The 14,247-nt window shown below is 70.9% G+C and carries 12 protein-coding genes; 2 read left to right on the top strand and 10 right to left on the bottom strand.

Annotated features, from left to right (window positions below; genetic code table 11):
* Positions 1-76 precede the first annotated feature (76 nt).
* The gene (locus ACN27F_RS17615) at positions 77-3,259 is read right to left on the bottom strand and encodes a hypothetical protein (RefSeq protein ID WP_421434700.1); all 3,183 of its coding nucleotides are present in this window, start codon (positions 3,257-3,259) and stop codon (positions 77-79) included.
* A gap of 228 nt (positions 3,260-3,487) precedes the next feature.
* Entirely contained in the window at positions 3,488-4,369 is an 882-nt protein-coding gene (locus tag ACN27F_RS17620; protein WP_421434702.1) for a cytochrome c biogenesis CcdA family protein, read from the bottom strand.
* 201 nt (positions 4,370-4,570) lie between these two features.
* On the opposite strand from ACN27F_RS17620, the gene ACN27F_RS17625 reads away from it, so the two are divergent.
* Positions 4,571-5,503 carry a hypothetical protein gene (locus ACN27F_RS17625; RefSeq protein ID WP_421434704.1) on the top strand — a complete coding sequence of 311 codons (933 nt, stop codon included), beginning with the start codon at positions 4,571-4,573 and terminating at the stop codon, positions 5,501-5,503.
* Complete coding sequence (locus tag ACN27F_RS17630) at positions 5,496-6,266, top strand: hypothetical protein (protein ID WP_421434706.1); 771 nt, start codon at positions 5,496-5,498, stop codon at positions 6,264-6,266. Before ACN27F_RS17625 ends, ACN27F_RS17630 begins: the two co-directional genes overlap by 8 nt.
* Positions 6,267-6,304: 38 nt before the next feature.
* Here ACN27F_RS17630 and ACN27F_RS17635 read toward each other — a convergent pair whose 3' ends face one another.
* The 8 genes from ACN27F_RS17635 to ACN27F_RS17670 all read right to left on the bottom strand — a co-directional run bounded on the left by ACN27F_RS17635 (position 6,305) and on the right by ACN27F_RS17670 (position 14,221).
* Entirely contained in the window at positions 6,305-7,876 is a 1,572-nt protein-coding gene (locus ACN27F_RS17635) for an AAA family ATPase (RefSeq protein WP_421434707.1), read from the bottom strand.
* 55 nt (positions 7,877-7,931) lie between these two features.
* Complete coding sequence (locus ACN27F_RS17640) at positions 7,932-8,519, bottom strand: hypothetical protein (protein WP_421434709.1); 588 nt, start codon at positions 8,517-8,519, stop codon at positions 7,932-7,934.
* Between the two features lies 1 nt (position 8,520).
* Positions 8,521-8,688 carry a hypothetical protein gene (locus ACN27F_RS17645; protein WP_421434710.1) on the bottom strand — a complete coding sequence of 56 codons (168 nt, stop codon included), beginning with the start codon at positions 8,686-8,688 and terminating at the stop codon, positions 8,521-8,523.
* 1 nt (position 8,689) lies between these two features.
* Complete coding sequence (locus ACN27F_RS17650; RefSeq protein ID WP_421434712.1) at positions 8,690-10,504, bottom strand: hypothetical protein; 1,815 nt, start codon at positions 10,502-10,504, stop codon at positions 8,690-8,692.
* 14 nt (positions 10,505-10,518) lie between these two features.
* On the bottom strand, positions 10,519-10,962 hold the full coding sequence (locus ACN27F_RS17655) for a hypothetical protein (protein ID WP_421434714.1): 444 nt from the start codon (positions 10,960-10,962) through the stop codon (positions 10,519-10,521).
* A 147-nt stretch (positions 10,963-11,109) separates the two neighbouring features.
* The gene (locus ACN27F_RS17660; protein ID WP_421434715.1) at positions 11,110-12,354 is read right to left on the bottom strand and encodes a serine hydrolase domain-containing protein; all 1,245 of its coding nucleotides are present in this window, start codon (positions 12,352-12,354) and stop codon (positions 11,110-11,112) included.
* A gap of 114 nt (positions 12,355-12,468) precedes the next feature.
* Positions 12,469-13,092: a CE1759 family FMN reductase gene (locus ACN27F_RS17665; RefSeq protein ID WP_421434717.1), complete on the bottom strand. Its 624-nt coding sequence runs from the start codon at positions 13,090-13,092 to the stop codon at positions 12,469-12,471.
* A 1-nt stretch (position 13,093) separates the two neighbouring features.
* Entirely contained in the window at positions 13,094-14,221 is a 1,128-nt protein-coding gene (locus tag ACN27F_RS17670; protein WP_421434719.1) for an LLM class flavin-dependent oxidoreductase, read from the bottom strand.
* Positions 14,222-14,247: the final 26 nt, after the last annotated feature.

The raw sequence follows: 14,247 nt of genomic DNA on the forward strand, positions 1-14,247 counted from the left end.
ATCAAGCGTGTCGATTGTGGTACCGCCGGTGGGTCGGGACGCCCTCCGGACGTCCCGACCCACCCTGGGCGATCAGTCAGTGCAGGTTGGCGTTGACCGCGCGGGTGTAGTCCACCGAAGCGGTCACCTTGGGCAGTCCTTCGACGTGACTGCCCGCGTTGATCCGGCCGGACCAGTGGGCGTACCGCTCACCGAGCAGCCAGACCCGGGTACTGCCGGCGCTGACCAGACAGGCACCGACCGGGTCGCGGGGTTTGTCAGGTACGTCGGCCTGCGGGCAGCCGGTGCCGTACTGAGGCTGCTCGACCAGCGGGTCGAACCCGGACCGGTCGTTGGCGCAGGGATCCCACGGCTCCGGTTGGACGCAGTCGTCGTACCGGCTCAGCGCGTGCCCGAAGGCGGTGCGGAAATGCTGGTTGACGGCCTGGCTGACGTCGGTGCGGGGTCGGGCCCAGTCACCGGGCAGCGCGTGGGTGCCGAACAGCAGCCCGTGCAACGAGTCGTCCTGGTCGAGCGCGCTCGCCCAACCCAGCTCCGAGTACGCCTGCAGCAGCCGGACAGCGTCGGAGACCGCCTTGCCGCGCTGCCACAGCACCCGCGAGCTGTCGTAGCCGAAACCGCCCGACGGCGGGTTGACCCCGCTGCCGTCGAACACCACCCGGTAGAAGTACCGTTGCCGGCCGGCCAGCATCGCCGCGGCCTTGGCCCGGGCGGTCGCGGTGGCCGCCGCGTCCGGGGCGACCGGAGCCGACTCGAACGCCGGCCGGTAGGTGCTGTTCCACCGCTGGTCGAGGTAGTGAATCTCGTCGTAGCAGTAACCGTTCGGCTCGTGCGAGCGCACGTCCCACGAGCAGTACGTGCCGATCGGGAAGGTACGGCTGGTGGTCTGCGCGTCCTGCCAGTTCCCACCGTGCCACTTCACCCGCGACCGTACGGTGACCCGCAGGTCGCCGCTGAAGGTGTGCCAGCGCGGCCCCTCGTTCTCCACGATGTTGACGAAGTACGCGTCGAAGCAGGTGCTGAACTCCGGCCGCTTGGCGGTCGGCAGCCCGTGGTCGGCCAGCTGGTACGGGTTCGGCAGGGTGGCCCGGGCGAACGTCGACGGGATGGCGCGGATGCCCCGGTTGCCGGAGCAGGCGCTCATGTTCGACGACTCGGCGATTCTGGCGGCGACCGCCTGGTCCGGGCTGCCCCACAGGTCGTACTGCGGCTGCGGCACGTCGTAGCCGTTCCACATCACCGCCCGTCGGATCTCCTCGACCTGGGCGGCCCACCCGCTCATCGCGGTGCGGTAGTCCTGCGTCAAGGTGTCGAACAGCGGGTTGGTGGCACCGCCCGCGGCCGGGGCGCTGAACCGGCGTACCTGGTTGTTGATCCGCTCCCCGGCGGCGGCGACCGCCTCCGCCCGACCGGCGGTGACCTGTGCCGCGTACGACGGATTCTCCAGCTGCAGGATGTTGTAGGTGCGGGCGGCGGTGTTCCACGCCGCCGGGTTGGCCACCCGCTCGTTGGGCCAGCTGCCACCGACCCGGTTCGCCGCCCAACTGGTCAGGTAGTTGATGGCGCCCTCAGGCAGGTAGGTGTCCAGGACGGACGTCGGGTCGACCAGGCTGGTGCCGGCCGGCACGGTGAAGGTGCCCTGGTTGGCCGCGTCCACGGTGGCGAACCTGAACGTCGGCGACTCGGCCAGCGGGTAGTAGACGTTGATGAAGTCCGGGATCGGTTGTCCGGTGATCTCCTGGTGGTGCACGTACGTCGTGATCACCGCGTTCAGGTCACCCTGCTCGATGCTCTCCAGCGCCACGTGCACCGCCAGCGCCATCGCGTCCACTTTGCGCTCGATGGTCTGCAGCTGGGTTGCGATGTGGCCGAGCCGGGCCCGGATCTCGTCGACCGAGCGGGTCAGCTCGGTGAGCAGGTCGACGATGTCGTCGTACATGGTGTTGAGCGCGGTCTCGATCCGGTCGAACCGGCGTTCCATACCCTGCGCCAGTCGGTTGACCTGCTCCCGCAGTTTCGCGATCTCGCCGAGGATCAGCGCGTTCGGATTCGGGGCACCGCCGCTGAACAGGGTGACCAGGGTCATCGCCGCGCCCAGCAGGTTGCCGGTGAGCACCGCGGTGCCCATCGCGGTCGCCGCGACGCTCAAGCCCTGCCCGAGCACGGTGGTCATGTAGGTGTTGATCGCGGTCACCGAGGTGACCACCGCCTTGCCGACCGTCTGCAACTGCTTGCCGAACTGGGGATCCGCGAAACCCATCAGGGTGGACAGCACGTTGACCGTCTCGCCGAGACCTTCGAAGATCTTCTTGTTGCCCTCGGTCTTGATCCGCTCGGCCTCACGGGTCGCCGCGTCCGGCTTCGGGTCCTGGTTGACCAGGTAGGCGTTGGCGTAGTTGACAACCTCGGTGATCCGAATGTTGGCGTCGGACTCCAGCACGGCCAGCACCTGCGTGGCCTGCTGCTGCACCAGCGTCCGGTACGCGTCCCGGTCGTCGCTCTCGGCACGCAGCGCGGCCAACGGTACGTAGTGGCCGAGGGTGCCGGGGTTGCCGCCGCGCGGCGGGTGGACCGGCACGGCCAGCAGACTGGCCTCGCTCGCCCGTACGCCGATGCCGGTCCGGGCGGCGAACGCCGCGTCCCAGCCGTCGGCGAGAGCCGGGTCGGCGGCGGCCCGCTCGTGCAGGGTTCGCCAGGTCGCGCCGATCACCTCACGTACCCGGGCGTTCCACCCGGCGTCCTGGTAGCCGCCCCGGACCAGGTCGAGAGCGTCGTCCACCACGCCGGCGCCTTCCGAGCCGACCGTGCTCGTCAGGTACGCCCGTACCGCCGGCCCGTCGGCGACCGCTCCGCTTCCCGCGACGGCGAGCTTGGCCAGGATCGCGGCGGCGATCGAGAACCGGGACCGCTCGTCGCCCTGGCCCTCGGGCACCGCCTGATCGGCCCTGACCCGCATGGCCGCCACGTGTGCGGCGACGTCGCCGCTGCCGGCCGCCGGGTTGATCGCCCGCCAGTCCAGCAGCTCGGCGGTCAGCAGGGCGTTCTTCATCCCGGCGGTGTCCGGTCCGGTCAGCGCGACCGCCGCCGCGAACAGCGCCGCCCGCGCCTGATCGTCGTCGAACGTGATCGGGCTGTCCGCCCGGACCGGCGCCTGCTGCGCCGTCACCGCCATCAACCCGGCCAGGACGGCGGCGCAGCCGCGCCACCACCTGCCGGGGCCGGGCCGTCGCCGGACCCGGTCGTCTCTTCTGGTACGCACCACAGCTCCTCTCGCTGGGCGAGCTGCTGCCCGCCGCTGTGGTGCACACGGTGCCGGGATGACCGTCCCGCCCGGCAGGGACAGCTGTCCCTGCGGCCGCGGGACAATGTCCCGCCACCTTCCGCTGCGGCCAGGCCCGGCAGATCGGCCAGGCCCGACAGATCGGCCGGGCGCCGGGACCGGCCGGCCGCCGGGACCGGCAACCGCTCGGCGTCGACCGGCAGCCGCTCAGCGTCGCTGGGGTTGGCGCTGCCGACGCTTGCCGGGTCGGTTCCGCCGGCGCCGCAGCCAGGCCACGCCCGCCACGGCCAGCAGGGCGGCCAGCAGAATGGCGAGCACGGTCGCCCCGACAGAGTCGATGGCCGCGGAAATCTGATGCTGGACGCGGCTGGCGGTCGCGACCACCGGGTCGCTCACCCGCTCGCCACGCAGCAGCCGTACCTCGTGCCAGCCGTACCAGGCGACGTAGCCACCGGCGAGCAGCAGCAGCCCGCCGCCGATCCGGGACAGCAGCGGCGCCGCGCGCCGGAACCGGCGCAGCAGGCCGTCGCGGGCCAGTGCGACGGCGACGGCGGCGACGCCGACGGTCAGACCCATGCCGGCGGCGTACGCCAGGAACAACCCGATCCCGGCGGACACCGAGCCGGCCCGGAAACTGGTCACGACCATGGCCAGAAACGGACCGACGGTGCAGGACAGCGACGCGATCGCGTACACCACGCCGAAGGCGACCATCGACCGCCAGGTGCCGGTGGCGGCCGGGCCACGGGCCGGTACCGCGCCGATACCGGGCAGCGTACGACCGGCCAGCAGCCAGCCGCCGGCCGCCACCAGCGCGATCCCGATCCCGATCGTCACCCACGGCAGGTGCCGCTGCACGGCGCCGCCGATCGGCGCGATGACCAGCCCGAACAGGCCGAAGACGGCGACGAAGCCGACGGTCGTGGCGGCGGTCGCGGCCAGCGCCCGCACGACCGCGCCGCCGCGCCGGGCCGCCCCGTCCCCGGCGACCAGGAACGACAGGTACGCGGGCAGCAGCGCGAACCCGCACGGGTTGACCGCGGCGAGCATGCCGGCCGCCAACGCCAGCGCGTACGGCGCCTCGGTCATCGCCTCACCACCATCCTCGCCGTCGCTCGTCCGCCCTGCCGGCCGGCCCGGCACAGCCGGGTCCGCCGCCGCGCGATCAACTGTGCCACGGATCGTCATCGGACGGATCACGCGGATCCACCGGTGCCCACGGGCCAGGCCGGTCCGTCAGATTCCGGTACGCCACTTCGTCCGTTCACCATCGAGAGGTCAGGGCTGACGATGACGCACAGCCGACACGACTCCGCTGGGATCTGGGATCCGCGCGGGCTGGTGGATGCGGCGGACACCGACGGGGCCCTCGCGGCCGGCCCGCCACCGCCACCGCCACCGTCGTCGGAGCCGGGTACGGATCCCGAACCGGCGCAGCCCGAACCGGCGCAGCCCGAACCGGAGCAGCCTGCGCTGAATCCGACGCCGAATCCGCCGGATCCGGTCGAGGCGTCATCGGGCAGCGGCCGTCCCGCTCCACCGCAGACACCCTTCGACGGGAACCGCACGCTCAGCTTGGAACAGCGGCTCAGGCGACGTCGGGTTCTGCCGCTGGTGGGCATCGCCATCGTGGTCGCGCTGATGTTCATCGGGCCGGCCGGCTCCCGGCTGGTCGGCAGCGCCGACGGTCGTTCCGCCGGCACGAGCGACGGTTCGGCCGCCGACGACGCCGGCACCCCACCAGCGTTCACTCCGTCCACGACCGACCAGAGCGCCGCACCGCCGGCGGTGCCGTTGCCGGCGACGGATCCGCAGGCAGCGGCATTGGCCGAACTCGACCGGATCCGGACCTACGATCTGGACCGGTTCCAACCGCGCGGACAGCACGTGGCTCAGCTGGCGTCCAAGAGCGTCGGCATCGTCGATCCGCTGCAGGTCGCGGAGAACGGCTCACACGTCTTCTACGCCAGCGACATTCTGGCCGAGCATCTGCGGCTCCGGCAGGAGCACGAGGCAGGCTCTTCTGTCGTCCTGCTGCTCAGCACCGACTACGGCAGACGGCAGCGGCACGACGGGCAGCCGCTGTGGGTGACCGTCGCGGTCGCCGATTTCACGTCGGCCGACGACGTCACCGGTTGGTGTGCCGACCGCTTTCCGTACCTGTCCGCCGCGTTACTCGAAAACCAGTGCGTGGCCCGCACGCTGGAGCCGCCCCATGACTAGCCCACCGCCCGGAGCGATGCCGCCGCCGTACCAGCCGAACTGGATCACCACGCCCACGCCGCCACCGCTGGGTCCCGGTGGTCCCTCCGTGCGGGCCAGCGGCGAATTCGTCGGTACGGTGACCGGCAGCACCACGGTCGACCGCGTCACCCGCCACTTTCTCGGCGTTCCGGTCCTGGTCGTCACGTCCCTGCTCGCCAGCGGCGTACTCGCGATCGATACGGTGACCGACGGCGGTGGTCTGCTGGCCACCCTGGTCTCGTCGGTCGTGCTGCTGGCCGCTCTGCTGCTGATCTACCGGATCATGCTGGGTCGCTGGTTCGGCCGGGCCATCGGTGCGCTGGGCCGGCTGGCCGCCCGGGCGTTGCGGACCGCCGCCACGGTCACGGCCCGCATGGCGGCGTCGACCGTACGAACCAGCACGGCCCTGTCACGCCAGGGCACCCAGTTGCCGGTCCGCCGCTTCCGGGTGCAGAGCCTCAGCGGTGAGCTGGTGTCCTGTGTGCTGACCGGCGAGTTGGTCGGTGACGAGCCGCGCCACGGCGACGTCGTCCGGATCAGCGGTCACCAGCGGCGCGACGGTCTGTACGCCGTACACCGGCTCTCCCGGCTGGCCCACCCGGCTGGCGCCGTACTGGGCCGCACCCATGCCCGGCCGTCCGTTGGCTACCGGCTGCGGCAGGCGACCAGTGTCGCCGGGTTCAGTCTCAGTGTGCTGGTACTGGTCGCGACCCTCGCGGTGGCGGCCGGGACGATCGCCTGATCATCCCGGCTACCCACGGACCCCGGTTGCCGCCACGCTCAGTCGCCGAGCAGGACCATCCGCCGACCGGCCTGGGTGGTCCCGGCGACCGGAGTGGTCACCATCCGGCCGGCCGGTACGGCCCGCTCCCGTCCCCAGGACCGGATCTCGTCGATCTGCTCCGGGTTGGTGCGACTCAACGGGAACGTGTTGGCGAAGGTCTCGACGATGAACTCCGGCGATATCTGGTCGGCACCGCCCTTGATGAGCGCTTCCGCGCCGACGTCGTGCAACGCGGACTCGATGTCCGAGCCGGCGAAACCGTCGGACAGCGAAACCAGCTTGTCCAGCAGCTCCGGCGACGGCGGCTGCTGCCGCTGGACGTACCGGCGGTAGTAGAGCTCGATGATCTCCCGCCGGTCGTCGGCGTCGGGCAGGTCGACGAAGAACAGCTCGTCGAACCGGCCCTTGCGCAGCAACTCCGGCGGCAGAGACTGGACGTCGTTGGCGGTGGCCACCACGAACACCCGCGCCCGGGACTCCTGCAGCCAGAACAGGAACTGCCCGACGAGTCGCCGCCCGATGCCCGTACTGTCGGCCTGGCCCGCCAGCCCTTTCTCGATCTCGTCGATCCACAGGACGCACGGGGCCACCCGGTCGGCGGTCTCCAACGCCTCCCGGAGCCGGCCTTCGGACTGGCCGACGTACTGGCCGAGGGTCGCGGCCAGGTCGAGCCGGTACAGCGGTAGCCGCCATTCCGCGGCGATGGTCTTGGCCGACAGCGACTTGCCGCAGCCGGGCACGCCGACCAGCAGAACGCCGCGCGGCGGGCGCAGCTGCGTGTTCCGCAGATCGGCGACCATGAGCTGGTTCTTGCGCCGGAGCCAGGACCGCAGGCTGACCAGTCCGCCGACCTCGTAGTCGGCCTCCCGGAGCCGGATCCGTTCGAGTCCGGCCAGGTCGCCGAAGTGCTTGTCCTTGAACTCGGCGAGGATCTCGACGTCTTCCCGCTCCACCGACCCCTTGGTGACGATCGTCGCGAGCACGTTGATCGCGGTGCCTTCCGGTACGCCGACCAGGAACTCAGCGGCCCGCCGGGCGTCACTGTCCGACCAGGCGATCGGCACCACGCCGTGATGGTCCCGCAGGAACTCGGTGATCACCTCGTACATCTCGTTGGAGTCGGGCAGGTCCAGGCTGACACTCATGCCCAGCCGTTGCAGCCCGCTCCACAGCGGAGTGTCGGTGATCAGGATGATGCTGCCCGAGCTGCTCTCGGCGAGCCGGGCCAGCTCGGCGACGTGCCGGCTGGCGGCGTTGTCGTCGCTGAGGTCTTCCGGATCGACGAACACCATGGTCGCCTGGGCGCGGCTGGCGAACTGGGACGCCGCGAAGTCCATCGCGCCGGCGAGTGACCTGTCCTCGTGCGCCGCGCCGTTGGTCCGCAGGTCACGGACCCCGGTGGCGCGGGTGTAGACCCAGAACGGCAGGTTGGCCCGCTTGGGGGCGGTCGCCACCTGCTTGACCAGTCGCAGCGCCCGCATCTGCTCGATCGTGCGGACACCGATCAGCGGTACGCGGGCGGCGATGTAGCTGTCGAGGTCCCGACGGGACTCGGCGTAGTTGGGCATGGGCTGCTCCTCGGCTGATGGTCACGCCCGACGGGTTCGATCGACGGGCCGGCGGTCAATCGACGATCCGGCGACGTGGCCGGGCGGACAGGTCGGTCGACCAGGCCGCCTCGGCCGCCGGCGCCGGCTGATGCTGCTGACGCGACCGACCGGGTGGCATCGGCTGCGGTGTCGCCGGCCGTACGGTCAGCGGGTTGTCGCGCAGGGTGCGCAGCCGGGTCTCGACCACCCGGCGGTCGACACCGTCGCGGCGTAGCCGGTCGACCTGTTCCTCCAGTGACTGCTGGGCGGAGCGGGCCTGACGCTCGACCAGCTCCACGAGCCGTTCCCGCAGCCCGTCCGGCAGCCCGGAATGTCCGGCCAGCGCCCGGACCGACTCCAGCTCCCACCGGGCGTGTGCGAGACAGCGGGCGACGGTGAACTCGTCGCGCGCCTGCGTCATCGCCCGGGTCAGCGCCTTGGCCCAGCTCTCCAGCCGCTGCGAGATCGCCCCGGTGATCCGGTTGACCAGCCGCTCCCAGGAGTCACCGGTGAAGTCCGTGTCGGTCAACTGCGGCAGCTGACCGGGATCGACCGGCTCGGCCCGGCCCCACCGGTCGAGGAACTCGGCCCACGCCCGGTAGTGGCCCCCTGTGCCGTACACGTCAGTCGTCCCGGTGCTGGCCGCGCCGGACGAGGATCTCGCCCGGTGGCAGCGGCTCCCAGTCCGGCAGCGATTCGACGACCTTGCGCTGCCGTTCGGTCTGCCGCCCGCTGGCGGCCTGCGGCCGGGGCTGGGCCCACGGTGGGGTCGGCTGGTCTGGTCTGGTCATGTCACCGTCCTGCCTGTTCGTCGTCGGCGGCGTCCGGGCGGGCCACCCGGCGCTCGTACGGTGCCGTCGCCTGCCCGGCGGCGGCGAAGTCCGCGATCATCGCCCGGACCTTCTGCTCGCCGGCGTCGGCGTCGCGGAACGCCGTGTTCCAGTCGACGAGTTCGGCCCCGGCGGCCCGCAACTGGACGATCGAGTCGTGGCGACCGGCCTCGACGAGTTCCCGGGCCTCCTGCTGGCGTCGGGCCGCCGCGCCGGCTCTCCCGTACACGATCGCCGCCCCGACTCCGGCCGTCACCGTGCCGAACAGCAGCGCGGCGCTCACGCTGCCGGCGCAGCCGCCGAACACCAGCGCGACGACGACGGCGAGGAACACCACCAGCACGTACCAGCCACCAGCACGGAAGGCGAAGCCGTCGATGTACGGTTTGCCGTGCCGGTCCCAGTGCTCGTTGAGCGAGGCTTCCAGCGTCTCCATCGGCTGCATGAAAGAGCCGCTCCAGCGAGGCAGCTGCAGAGCGATCGCACCGGCGTTGTGGTCGCCCTCGAAGACCGCCTCGACGTCGGTGGGCAGCGACCGCCGATAGTCCAGGGTGAAGCTGGCATGCGCCCGGGCGAACCACTCGTGGCAGGCGGCCACCGACAACTGCTGCGTCGCCTTGGACACCCCGGCGGTCTGCGGGTCGAGCGCCGACGTCGTCTGGATGGTGAGGAAGTCCTGGACCGCGTCGAGCGCGGCGGACCGCGAGTCGGTTTCCCGCCGGGCGGCATCCTCGTCACCGTGGTTGCGGACCACCGCCTCGTGGTGGGCCAGCTCGCGGCGTAGTGGCAGCTCCTCGGTGTCGTACTCGTTGACCAGCCGGTCCAGGATGTCGTCGACCGCGTCTTCGAGCCGTTCGCTCTTTGGCGTCTCCTCCGCCATCAGGGCGCGGTACCTGGTCACCAGCGCATCGTGCACACCGGCGCTGGACAGCACCGAATCCATGGTCGGCCACTGCGGAGACACCTTGGCGATGCGGGGAAAGCGGCCGACCGCCGAAGGTGCCCGGTACCGCGCCACTTCGAAGCGCCACCGGTCCACCTGGGCCTGCTGTTTGGCCTCGTCGTCGAGTAGCTGCCGCTGCCACCCGTCGATCGTGGTCCGGACCAGGTCGACGCCGGCCGGCCCGAACGCTCCCTGCGCGACGGCCTCCAGGATCACCGCGAAGTCCCGGCCGAGAGCGGCCGGGTCCTGGGCTGCGAGGTAGTGCCGCAGCCACCGTACGGCGCTGGGGTTGCGGTCCTGTCGGCGCAGCACCAGGGCCATGAACAACGAGGTACGGTCGGCGGAGCGTCGGAACGCCTCGGTGACCGCCCGGTCGCACAGTTCCCGGTCGTCGCCGGCCCAGGCGGCCAGGGCGACCAGCACCGGCGCGAGCCAGTACCGAGGTGTCTGGACCATCAGATGCTCGCCGATGGTCCGGACGGACTCCGGTGACACCAGGCCGACGTCGAACGCCTGGAGCATGCCGACCGAACTGCGCCGGACCTGGTCGTGGTGCCGGAACTCGTGGTCCAGTTGATCCTGGACGATGCCGATCCGGGACGTCGCGAGCTGGATGTTGTCGCGCAGCTCGCTCTTGTGAACGAAGTCCAGGAACTCGGAGCGCAGCACGGAGAGCTCGTTGCGGGTCTCCCGGGTCTCCGAGCCCACCTGCTCGACCTGGGTGCTGACCACCTGGACGCGCTGGTCGGTCTGCTGGATATGCCGGTCGGTCTGCACGACCAGGGAGGCCAGGTGGTTCACCTGGTTACGCAGTGTGTAGTCGATCTCTGCCATGAAGGTCCAATCGGCTAGTCGACGACAGTGCCGTCGGGAAGGACCGGGCGCAGCGTGCCGCTGGCGTACACCTCGATGAAGGCGTAACCGCCGGTGCGGACCAGCGTCCGGGCCTGGGCAAAGGGTTCCGGCATCGGGTCCGCCGGGGCGAAGTGGTCGAGAATCGACTGGAACAGGTCCAGCCGATGATCCACATAAGGCGGCCCGAGGAAGCATTCGGAGACGAAGCCGAGCGGGACGTCGCCGTACTCCTGCTCGTACTCCTGGCGTGCCCACGCGGCGAGCTCGGCGCGGGCGGCGGCGTCGAGGCCGGCGTCAAGCCGCCGGACCGCCTCGAACAGGCCGGCATGCCGTGGCCGCCGTTTCGCTCGCACGCCGGGGGTCACCGATTGACGGGCCGCGGTGTGTTGGCCGAACGTGGGCCGCAGCTCCACCCGACGACGTTGTGTGAAGTCCATGCCAGTCCTCCGCCGACCCCGTACGGTGCGGACCGGTTGGTCGCACCAGCATTGGGAAGCTGACGGACGGCGATTCGCGGGACGTGACGTCATGGCCCGAGAACGGGCCGAAAGGCTGACGTCGCTTCCTCCGCGGAGTGGTGCGTGCTACGGCACGGCGACCACCGCTGGGGAGCCCGGCGTCCGGGTGGCACCGGGCAGCTGCGGAAGTGTCTCGGCCGAGCGGGCGCTCATGTCTGCGTTCGGGCAGAGCGCGGTGAGCATGAACGTCTGCCAGGCAGCGTCGGCCGGGTGGGCGTCGGGTGCACCGATCTGGTAGTGGCTGAGGTTGAGGCCGAAGCTGACCTGGCGGTCGCCGTCGCGGCTGTGCAGCGAAACGGTCAGGTGGCCGAGGACCCCGCCGTCGTGCCCCCAGAACTCGCCGCAGCCGGTGGGCAGCGAGTAGATGCCGAGCCCGTAGCCCCCGGCGGCCGGCACGCCCGGGACCATCGGCACCGTGGTGAGCATCTCGTCGAGCATGGCGGCGGTGAGCAACTCGCCACCGAGCAGTGCCCGGAAGAACGTGTTCAGGTCCGCCATCGTGGAGACGATCTCGCCTGCCGTGTAGGCCCATGTCATGTTGAACTCGCTGAGGTCACGCACACCGTACGGAGCGAAGTAGGCACCGCCGTGCGGGCCCCGGATGTCCGGATCAGCACCCGGGAAATAGGTGTCCCGCAGCCGCAGCGGACGCAGGATCCGCCGCTGCACCTCAACGGCGGCGTCCTCGCCGGTCACCGCCTCGATCAACAGACCCACGAGCACATAGTTGGTGTTGGAGTAACTGAACGCCGCACCGGGCACGCCGGTCGCCGGCAGAGCCAGCCCGACCGCCGCCAACTCGGCCGGACTGAACGTGGTCGTCCGCACCCGCTCGATACCGGCGTGCGAATCGAGCAGCGCGTCGGTGTAGTTGCCGATACCGCTGGTGTGGTTGAGCAGCATCCGGACGCTCACCTGCGCCCCGACCTCACCAGGAACCGTCTCGGGCAACCACCGACCGACCGGGTCGTCGAGCCCGACCCGTCCCTCCTCAACCAACTGCAGCAACGTCGCGGCGACAAAAGTCTTGGTGATACTGCCAACCCGATGCCGCAAGTACGGCCGCATCGGCCGACTCGGCGACACCTGAGCCAGACCAGCCCCGTCCCGCCAGTCACGCTCCCCATCGCGCACCGCGGCCAAGGCACCCGGCACACCGGCGTCCGCGATGGCCGCCAGCGCGGCGCGCAGGCCGGAATCGGGGTAGTCCGCGACTGGTGCGGTCGACGACCCAGTGGACGGTGCGGGCCGGGCGACCGCCGAAGCGGGTACGACAGCGATCGCGGCCACCAACGTCGTGCCGGCCGCCACGATCCGAAGTGTCCGAGCAAGACTAAACATGTGCTACATCTTGGACGTACTCGTGGCGGCCAGCATCCTGCTGCAGCGGTATCTCGGCCTCCCGCTATCGGACGAGGCAGGGGTTCAGCTCGACTTCCCCTCGGCCCGCAGTTGTTCGAAGTCGGCCGCTAGCGCGAACGGGTCGGTGACCGCTGCCGGCTCGCGGCGGTGGATCTCCGCCGCCAGTTCCCGGCCAGCCCGCTCCGCCCGGCGGCGCAGTGCGTCCGGTTCGCCGCCGGCGGCCCAGTCCTCTGCGCTGGCGAAGACGGTGGTCGGCACCACCACCGCCCGCAGGTAGGCGAACATCGGCCGCAGGGCGTGCTCCAAGGCCAGGGAGTGCCGGGCGGTGCCGCCGGTCGCGCCGATCAGGACCGGCTTGTCGTGCAGCGCCCCTTCGGGCAGTACGTCGAAGAACGCCTTGAACAACCCGCTGTACGACGCGTTGAAGATCGGGCTGACCGCGATCAGCCCGTCGGCGCCGGCGACGGTGTCCAGTGCCTGGCGCAGCGCCGGGGCGGGGAATCCGGTCAGTGTGTTGTTGACGATGTCGTGCGCGTGGTCGCGTACCTCGATGACCGTGTCGGCCGGCTGGATGCCGTGGCCGGTCAGCCCGTCGCGGACGGCCGCGACGAGCTGGTCGGCGAGTAGCCGACTGGTCGAGGGCTGGCTGACGCCGGCGGTGACCACCGCCAGTGATCGATGGGTCATCTCATACTCCGGCGGTGGCCTGCTCGCCGGCTCCGGCGTCAGCAGTCTCAGCGGCGGTGGCCTGCCGGGCGACGAGCGAGGCGTGCGTCGGCGCGTCCGGTACGTGCGCCGGCCGTGCTGCGGCGAGCTCGCGCCGCAGCACCGGGACGACCTCCTCACCGAGCAGGTCGAGCTGTTCCAGCACCGTCTTGAGCGGCAGCCCGGCGTGGTCGAGCAGGAACAGCTGCCGTTGGTAGTCGCCGACGTACTCGCGGAACGTCAGGGTCCGGTCGATGACCTGCTGCGGGCTGCCGACGGTGAGCGGGGTCTGGGCGGTGAACTCCTCCAGCGACGGCCCGTGCCCGTAGACCGGGGCGTTGTCGAAGTACGGCCGGAACTCGCGCACCGCGTCCTGCGAGTTGCGGCGCATGAACACCTGTCCGCCGAGGCCGACGATGGCCTGGTCGGCGGAGCCGTGCCCGTAGTGGGCGAACCGTTCCCGGTAGAGGCCGACCATCCGCTGGGTGTGCTCCTTGGGCCAGAAGATGTGGTTGGCGAAGAAGCCGTCACCGTAGTAGGCGGCCTGCTCGGCAACCTCCGGGCTGCGGATCGAGCCGTGCCAGACGAACGGCGGCACGCCGTCGAGTGGGCGGGGCGTCGAGGTGAAGCCCTGCAACGGGGTACGGAACCGGCCGGACCAGTCGACGACGTCCTCGCGCCAGAGCCGGCGCAGCAGATCGTAGTTCTCGATGGTCAGCGGAATCCCGTTGCGGATGTCCTGGCCGAACCACGGGTACACCGGACCGGTGTTGCCGCGCCCCAGCATCAGGTCCACCCGGCCGTCGGCGAGGTGCTGCAGCATCGCGTAGTCCTCGGCGATCTTGACCGGATCGTTGGTGGTGATCAGCGTGGTCGCGGTGGACAGCAGCAGGCGGCTGGTCCGGGCCGCGACAAAGCCCAGCATGGTGGTGGGCGACGACGGTACGAAGGGCGGGTTGTGGTGCTCGCCGGTGGCGAACACGTCCAGGCCGACCTCCTCGGCCTTGAGTGCGATGGTGACCATGGCCTTGATCCGCTCCCGCTCGGTCGGCTCCCGGCCATTGGTCGGATCGACGGTGACGTCACCGACGGTGAACACGCCGAACTGCATGGTCTGCTCCTCATGGCGGCGAGGGC

The organism is Solwaraspora sp. WMMB335, from assembly GCF_049179075.1.
Lineage (GTDB): Bacteria > Actinomycetota > Actinomycetes > Mycobacteriales > Micromonosporaceae > Micromonospora_E.

Excerpts from the sequence above, each read along its gene's own strand:
- ACN27F_RS17620 (WP_421434702.1), bottom strand. The coding sequence starts at position 4,369 with ATGACCGAGGCGCCGTACGCGCTGGCGTTGGCGGCCGGCATGCTCGCC.
- ACN27F_RS17625 (WP_421434704.1), top strand. The coding sequence starts at position 4,571 with ATGACGCACAGCCGACACGACTCCGCTGGGATCTGGGATCCGCGCGGG.
- ACN27F_RS17630 (WP_421434706.1), top strand. The coding sequence starts at position 5,496 with ATGACTAGCCCACCGCCCGGAGCGATGCCGCCGCCGTACCAGCCGAAC.
- ACN27F_RS17635 (WP_421434707.1), bottom strand. The coding sequence starts at position 7,876 with ATGCCCAACTACGCCGAGTCCCGTCGGGACCTCGACAGCTACATCGCC.
- ACN27F_RS17645 (WP_421434710.1), bottom strand. The coding sequence starts at position 8,688 with ATGACCAGACCAGACCAGCCGACCCCACCGTGGGCCCAGCCCCGGCCG.
- ACN27F_RS17650 (WP_421434712.1), bottom strand. The coding sequence starts at position 10,504 with ATGGCAGAGATCGACTACACACTGCGTAACCAGGTGAACCACCTGGCC.
- ACN27F_RS17655 (WP_421434714.1), bottom strand. The coding sequence starts at position 10,962 with ATGGACTTCACACAACGTCGTCGGGTGGAGCTGCGGCCCACGTTCGGC.
- ACN27F_RS17665 (WP_421434717.1), bottom strand. The coding sequence starts at position 13,092 with ATGACCCATCGATCACTGGCGGTGGTCACCGCCGGCGTCAGCCAGCCC.
- ACN27F_RS17670 (WP_421434719.1), bottom strand. The coding sequence starts at position 14,221 with ATGCAGTTCGGCGTGTTCACCGTCGGTGACGTCACCGTCGATCCGACC.